Source organism: Pedobacter psychrodurus, assembly GCF_004331735.1.
GTDB classification, from domain to species: Bacteria; Bacteroidota; Bacteroidia; order Sphingobacteriales; family Sphingobacteriaceae; genus Pedobacter; species Pedobacter psychrodurus.
Genome location: NZ_SJSO01000046.1, coordinates 1 through 7,145, shown reverse-complemented (window position 1 = coordinate 7,145; position 7,145 = coordinate 1). Strand labels below are relative to the sequence as shown.

Genomic DNA, 7,145 nt, shown 5'->3' with positions numbered 1-7,145 from the left:
TGTTGGGATAACGCAGTTGCAGAGAGTTTCTTTAAAACTATAAAAACAGAAATGATATACCAGCAGATATATAAAACAAGATCGAAGGCCAGTTTAGCCATTTTTGAATATATAGAGGTATGGTATAATAGAAAAAGAAGACACTCTTTTTTGGGGTACTTATCGCCATTAGAGTTTGCAAACAGCTCAATAAACCCTAAAATCGCAGCTTAAAAAAGAAAAAAATCTAAAGTAATGCTTCTCAATAAAAATAATAATATGACAACAAAAAATCTCTAGTAGACTATTGCAATTCCACATTACGATTCCCAATCGAGTTGGGAATGACGCTACGATATGTAAATGTCATTTCCACCCCAATGTTTTTTATCAAAAACTAACCTCTACCATTGTCGGATTCAGACGAATGGTCGTCATCTCGACCGCAGCGTTCCAAAGGAACTCCTTCGGAGGAGAGATCTTTGGACTATGTTAAAAGATTTCTCTCCCGAAGATTCGGGACTGCGCTTCATCCGATAGTTATCAGATCGAAATGACGACAACCTGAGACCATTTATTTCTCTTTAAATTCTTCATATCATTAATACTGATTTTTATACAATAAATTATTCCTCAGGATGATAATGCTTTTGTTTTCTTCATAATTTAATGACATTGACCGTGCGCTTATTGAAGGATTTTCTTAAACTCAATTTCTCACTATTTAAAATCAGGTATAGGAAATACATATCCACCAAATAAAATATACGACCATAAAAGGGTCCAGAATATGTTGAATATTTGTGCTGTAACGAATGTGAATGCGGGTTTTCCACCCTGAAGTTTCACCAGTGAAGAAAATTTAGCTTCCATACCAATTGAAATAAATGCTATTGCAAACCATACTGTACGTAAACCGTTTAAGGTTTGTGCAACGCTTTTTGCAGTTGTGGGAGATAACAGAAAAGAAAAGACCAAAGAGGCCGCAACGAAACCCAATACAAATTTCGGAAATCGCTCCCATACAATTTTCAACCCCGGGCGTTCTACTTTAAGTTGTACACCATCTTCAACCTTAGGTTTTTTATAGGCCCACCATATTGCAATAAAAAAAGCGGCAACACCAATAAAAACGTTTTGCGAAAATTTGGCAATAACGCCAGCCTTAACCGCTATTGGCCCAACCAAATCGCCAGCGGCAGTTACTGTTGCTGTGGTATCTAAAGTACCACCCAGCCATGCTCCTCCAATTACTTCAGGGATATTAAAATATTTTACTGCCCAAGGCAAAATAATCATCATCGGGATAGCCATAATCAACACCAGCGTGGTTACGTACGATAATTTACGTTTATCGCCATTAATTGCTCCAGCGGCTACAATAGCCGCAGAAACACCACAAATAGATACGGCAGAGGCCAATATTACCCCAAATTCATCATCAACCTTTAACTTGCGACTTAACCACAGCGAAAAAAACCAAACCACAGTAACTACAATAACTGCCTGTATTATACCCGGTAGCCCAGCCTTAATCAAATCGGCCGATAAAATAGTTGTCCCCAATATCACCAAACCTGTTTTAATATAAAACTCTGATCGTACTGCTTCTTTTAGCCAGGATGGCAACCTGACCAGATTACCTAATGCGATACCAATAAGCAATGCAAATACCACATATTCTAATCCAAAATAGGATACACTTTTATTACCTCCTATAATAAAGGAAACGATAGCTAAAAAGTAAATGAGTGCAAAACCACCAGCAAACCGTGCAACATTGCCCCCTGATAAACCTATAGCTATCGAAGCTAAGGCCAGAAAAACTGCACCCATTTCAACAATCAACAATAAATTAGATGCTGATAATATTTTACCTAAAAGATCTTCGCTATTTGCCCATTTAAATACAGGTAAAGTTATTACAGTACCATTGCTGGTTAAATAAAGTACGGTGGCAATAATAATCGTTCCCAATATAACTGCCCACCAATCTTCGGTAAGAGATTGTAAAAATGTTTTCTTGTCTGGGCTTATCCCAGCATCAGTTAAGGCTCCAGTAGTATCGGCTGCGTTGTTTCGATTCGACATTAGTTGATTTATTTATGGTGTTAATTTGATTTTCATTATAAAATACTGGCGGATGTATTTACTTAAACTGTAAACAAATTCACAATATCGAACTAAAATAAATATTCAGGAGGATTTTATCCGTAACAAATATCTGACGCTGTGAACGCTTAGTCCCTCTCTGTGTTGGTGGTTAAAGCGCAGAGCGCATTGTTTTTAAATAAAAAAGTCGCCAAATATATGACGACTTCCTAACTTATAAACTTTGTTTATGAATTGTGATAAGATTTAATGCTATAAAATTGGTTCAGGTTCATTCTCTTGTCCTTTCTGCTTTCTCTTTCCTATGCTTTGCACCATTTCACATTGCTGTGGATTTTTTTCAAATGGAGGGCTAACCAGGAAAAGTGTCGACATTAAGCTTGCCAATCCAACCAGTAAACTGTTGGTCGTGGTATTTTGATGATTTTCCATGATGATGTGTTCGATTAAAAAGTTGCTGATGCATTTACGGCAGAAATTATCCCCGTTGTTTTATGCTGAACCATCCCGATTACTTCCCATTTTTCGGCATTGCTACTTTTGGGAATTTTCAATACTGCAATTCCTGATTTCGCATTGTTTAGAGACAGTGTTAAGGTTTTGCGTACAATCTGAACATGAGATAATTTAAGTCCTGCATTTTCCCCACGTTGTACATGGGTACTACCGTTCTTTTGTACCAGTGCAAAAAGAAGATCGTCGCTCGCCTGAGTATCTTTGGTTTCGTAATCTATTTTCAGTACATCTCCATCCCTTCTGGTATCAAAAGCTAAACTGGCTGTATGTTGTTTATTCACTAGCTGTTTGTTAATGGCATTTCTCACATCGCTTTCATTAGATCCTATAAATTCTTGAGCGCCGTTAATCACCAATTGAGGCGTATAAATCTGTGCACTTAGCCAGGAACTATATTTTTTTTGCCTTTTTGTATTTTCCGGGCTTCCAAAAACATCCTGCCAACCTAAATTATCAAAATAATCGACATGATATCCAAGTACATATACTGGTTTCCCGTTAGATTCTTTCTCCATTTTGGCCAGTAGTTCTTCTGCTGGCGGACAGCTCGAACATCCTTCAGATGTAAATAATTCCAAAACGGCAAAACCTTTTCCTTTAACAGGGTGTTCTGCTTTTTTTTCTCGTGCAGATCCTACCCAAATAAAGGCGCTAAGTGCTGTTACCGCCACAATGACTGCATTTACGATCGCTATTCTTTTTAGTGTTTTCATAATTTCTATTCTTTTTTGATCAAAAATAAGCGATCAATATGCCTGAAATTAGGTGGAAAAAGCTGAACCGGACAAATTAGCGGAGGAGCTAGACAAGAAGCCGGTAAGCAAGACAAATTAGCTATTAGCATGCCCTAAAGCAAAAAAGACCAGAAACGGATATCCGTTTCTGACCAAACTCGTTACCTTATAGCAGATAAATGTGGATTTCTATTACCTATCTTCCATCCACGAAAGAAAAGCAGGCGTTTTTTCCTTATTAATCAGCAATTTATCTGGAGTTTCAATCACCAGTTTTACAAATAACTTCCTTAAGAAATAATGCTCTATTTCTTTAATTGCTTTAAAATTCACTAAATATTGTCGGTTAACCCTAAAGAACTGTTTGGAGGATACCAACATCGTAATCTGATCAAGAGATTGGCTCAATGCAAATTCTTGCTTATCAAAACACATAATTGTTGAAGCGTCATTTCTGATATAAAAGAAAGCAATATTTTCGGTTTGAACAGTGGTATATTTCTGGTTTTTAAACACCAAAAAACTCTCCTTTCCAGCTGGGCTACTCAATTTTGTCAATAAATTGCTTAGATCGGGTATTACCTTTTGCTGAAAAAAATTCTGAAGGCCGTCTACCTTTTGAAAGGCCTCTTGAATATCTATTTTAGAAAATGGCTTTAACACATAATCTACTCCATTACGTTTAAAGGCTTCTAACGAATATTCATCAAAGGCCGTACAGAACACAATTGGACTATTTACTTTAACCTGTTTAAATATTTCAAAACATAATCCATCTGCCAATTGAATATCCATAAATATCAGATCAGGTTGTGGCTGTTCCGATAGTGCTTTCACTGATCCTTCAATACTCTGGTATTGCCCTACTATTTTAACATCGGGTCTAAGGCTCAAAATTATATTTTCGAGTGATTTAGCTGTTTTCAGCTCATCCTCAATGATGATGATGTTCATGAATTAATGGGAGTTTAATTTTAAAAATTTGGCCATCATTACTAATTTCAATTGGCTTTTCAAGAAGATGTTGGTAGCGTAGCGTGATATTTTTTAGCCCCACACCCAATGAGTTGTTATTAGCTGTTTTTAAACGTATAGGGTTTTCCAGAACAATTTGCCCGTCTTCGGCATACAAACTGATGTGCAAAGGTTTATCTAACGAAACTACATTATGTTTGATACAATTTTCGATTAAGAGCTGCAGTGTAAAGGGAGGAATTAAGGTGCGTAAAATTTCTTCTTTTAAAGTAGAAGTAAAGCTAAAGCCTCCATCAAATCTTGCCTTTTGTAAAAATAGATAAGCATTCAATATTTCCATTTCTTCTGAAACGTGAATCAGGTCTAATTTACGGCTTTCAAGGGTATATCTATAGAAATTAGAAAGCTTAAGGATAAAATCAACAGCCTCTTCGTCGCCGATTTCTACCATAGCCTTTAGGGTATTGAGGCTATTAAAAAGGAAATGGGGATTAACCTGTTGCTTAAGCAATTCGTACTGAGCACCCAAACTATCACTTTTGATTTTCTCCAATTCCATGCTCACCTGTTGATTTTCGTAATTTTGCTGTAACAGATGGAGGAACATATAAAAAATTAAATTGATCAATATCCCCCGTACCTCGACCATCAACATCGTAGGGCCAAAATTAATGTGTGAAAGGATTAATTGCTGAATCGACGCCAGGCAAAGCATAACCCCAATACCAATTAAAAGACTTTTGAACAACTTGGAATAGGAAATCCCTTGTTTATTGGGTCTGCTGCTTTTTCGCGACAGCATATAAATATTTAAATACCACATTAACAAAGCAAATATTGCTGTGATACCCGCATTAACAGCGGCTTCGGCTGCATTAAAATGGCGCTCTGCAATTTGAGGAACAGAAGATAAAAGTCCAAGAAAAATGGAACTTACCCAGATAATAGTAGGCGAAATTTTTAAAGGGCTTTTAGTCATATCAGTTTTTAGCCTGGCTAATTAGGTTGGGGTAATCAAAAATAATAATTTATTACGCTTAAATTTAAAAGATTATGATGGTGCTCATCTCAATCTACATCACATATATTTCTTCTTTTTTAGCGAAACTAAGTACCCACATCATGTAGTTAAATAATTCCAAAGCTGAACTAGACAAATTGGTTGATGAAATAGACAATACCAAACTTAAATCAGCAGAAGAATTGTATTTTTTATTTCGATAAGAGCTGTGATTTGTTAAAGTAGATTATCAAAGCGCATAAAAGCTAGCAAAAAAAGATACATCCACACGATCGCCTACACAAAATGGCAACCACTCCTTTCGACTCAATTCCAGTCCTACTCAGGCTTAACAATGTATAAGTCAAAACCTATTTTGTCTATTTCGTCCCGAAAAGGGTAATCTATTCTTTGTAACCGCATTAATTTTGACATAACTAAGGGAGTAAAACATTAATCGTCAACAAATTTTAGAACTATGGAAAATCAAAATAATTATAGCCGCCGACGCTTTTTAAGTGTAGCCGCTTTAACCATGGCTGTTGCAGAACTTGGAGGGTTAAACCTTTTAAACGCGCAAGAAAATGTAAAGAACAAATACAGCAACAATAAAACGCACAGCAATACATCCTTCGATTCGATAAAACAGATTCATGCAGGCGTGTTAAATATGGGTTATGCAGAAAGCGGACCAGCAGATGGTGAGCCAATTATACTGTTACACGGATGGCCCTATACAATTCATAGTTATGCTAATGTAGCAGCCTTGCTTTCTGAAGAAGGATATCGGGTAATTGTTCCACACCTTCGCGGCCATGGCAGTACGCAGTTTCTTTCGGCAAAAACGCCAAGAAATGGACAACAATCGGCTATTGCTGCAGATATTATTGCCTTGATGGATGCCTTAAATATAGATAAAGCAGTAATTGGTGGATTTGATTGGGGAGCAAGAACGGCCAATATTATGTCTGCATTGTGGCCTGAGCGTTGTAAAGCAATGGTTTCGGTAAGTGGATACCTTATTGGAAGCCAGGAGGTAAACCAGAGCCCCTTGTTGCCAAAAGCAGAATTATCATGGTGGTATCAATTCTATTTCGCAACAGAACGCGGCCGTTTAGGATATGAAGCTAACCGAAAAGATTTTGCAAAACTGATTTGGCAAACCGCTTCTCCAGAATGGAAATTTAGTGATACCGTTTTCGAAAAGTCTGCAGCGGAATTGGATAATGCAGATCATGTTGCCATTGTAATCCATAATTACAGGTGGAGACTGGCGCTGGCAGAAGGGGAAGCGAAATATGATAAATATGAAAAAATGCTAGCCACATTTCCAGCTATAACGGTTCCGAGCATTACGCTCGAAGGCGATGCCAATGGTGCACCACATGGTAACCCAAGTAATTATGCGGCTAAGTTTAAAGGCAAATATGCACACTACAACCTAAGTGGTGGCATTGGGCATAATCTTCCTCAGGAAGCACCTAAAGCATTTGCAGATGCCATTATCCAAGCAGCAATGATGGCCTAGTAACGGATCAAGCAAAAAAGTTGGGGATTAATACTAGGCATAAATCTTAGCTAATCTGAATAAGAAGAACTTTACACTTCTTACTCCCCTAAACTGTGCCCTGAATGCTTTTATTTTAGCATTGAAAGATTCAGCAGAAGCATTGGTACTCCTATTTGTAAAGTAGTTTAATATGGTTTCATAGTTGTTCTGTATCGTTCTTGAAATGGTGTTAAACGACTTGAATCCAGCGGCTTCTACCTGATTATACCAAATTGCCAGTCTTTTAAAAGCAACTATTCTGTCTTTGGATGTACTGAGT

8 protein-coding genes are annotated in these 7,145 nt (G+C 37.2%); 2 read left to right on the top strand and 6 right to left on the bottom strand.

The features are described 5' to 3' along the window. Positions 1-213, top strand: a 213-nt coding sequence (locus tag EZ456_RS24840; protein ID WP_165501389.1) for an IS3 family transposase, incomplete at its 5' end; no start/stop codon positions are given. 486 nt (positions 214-699) lie between these two features. On the opposite strand, the gene EZ456_RS24835 is transcribed toward EZ456_RS24840, so the two are convergent. The 5 genes from EZ456_RS24835 to EZ456_RS24815 form a co-directional block, all read right to left on the bottom strand. Then, positions 700-2,070: a YeiH family protein gene (locus EZ456_RS24835; RefSeq protein WP_131534893.1), complete on the bottom strand. Its 1,371-nt coding sequence runs from the start codon at positions 2,068-2,070 to the stop codon at positions 700-702. Positions 2,071-2,343: 273 nt separating this feature from the next. Further along, positions 2,344-2,523 carry a hypothetical protein gene (locus EZ456_RS24830; protein ID WP_131534891.1) on the bottom strand — a complete coding sequence of 60 codons (180 nt, stop codon included), beginning with the start codon at positions 2,521-2,523 and terminating at the stop codon, positions 2,344-2,346. Between the two features lie 14 nt (positions 2,524-2,537). Further along, positions 2,538-3,320, bottom strand: coding sequence for a DUF1223 domain-containing protein (locus EZ456_RS24825; protein WP_131534889.1), 783 nt, complete (start codon positions 3,318-3,320; stop codon positions 2,538-2,540). Between the two features lie 213 nt (positions 3,321-3,533). Further along, entirely contained in the window at positions 3,534-4,295 is a 762-nt protein-coding gene (locus EZ456_RS24820) for a LytR/AlgR family response regulator transcription factor (RefSeq protein ID WP_131534887.1), read from the bottom strand. After that, entirely contained in the window at positions 4,276-5,295 is a 1,020-nt protein-coding gene (locus EZ456_RS24815) for a sensor histidine kinase (protein WP_131534885.1), read from the bottom strand. The genes EZ456_RS24820 and EZ456_RS24815 overlap by 20 nt, the downstream gene beginning before the upstream one ends. 499 nt (positions 5,296-5,794) lie before the next feature. Between EZ456_RS24815 and EZ456_RS24810 the strand changes: the two genes are divergently transcribed. Continuing rightward, positions 5,795-6,844, top strand: a complete 1,050-nt coding sequence (locus tag EZ456_RS24810) for an alpha/beta fold hydrolase (RefSeq protein ID WP_131534883.1) — start codon at positions 5,795-5,797, stop codon at positions 6,842-6,844. A gap of 33 nt (positions 6,845-6,877) precedes the next feature. Here the strand turns inward: EZ456_RS24810 and EZ456_RS24805 are convergent. After that, the coding region (locus tag EZ456_RS24805) for a transposase (RefSeq protein WP_165501264.1) at positions 6,878-7,145 on the bottom strand (268 nt) is incomplete at its 5' end.

Coding starts and splice junctions, on each gene's coding strand:
- EZ456_RS24825 (WP_131534889.1), bottom strand. CDS start 3,320: ATGAAAACACTAAAAAGAATAGCGATCGTAAATGCAGTCATTGTGGCG.
- EZ456_RS24820 (WP_131534887.1), bottom strand. CDS start 4,295: ATGAACATCATCATCATTGAGGATGAGCTGAAAACAGCTAAATCACTC.
- EZ456_RS24835 (WP_131534893.1), bottom strand. CDS start 2,070: ATGTCGAATCGAAACAACGCAGCCGATACTACTGGAGCCTTAACTGAT.
- EZ456_RS24815 (WP_131534885.1), bottom strand. CDS start 5,295: ATGACTAAAAGCCCTTTAAAAATTTCGCCTACTATTATCTGGGTAAGT.
- EZ456_RS24810 (WP_131534883.1), top strand. CDS start 5,795: ATGGAAAATCAAAATAATTATAGCCGCCGACGCTTTTTAAGTGTAGCC.
- EZ456_RS24830 (WP_131534891.1), bottom strand. CDS start 2,523: ATGGAAAATCATCAAAATACCACGACCAACAGTTTACTGGTTGGATTG.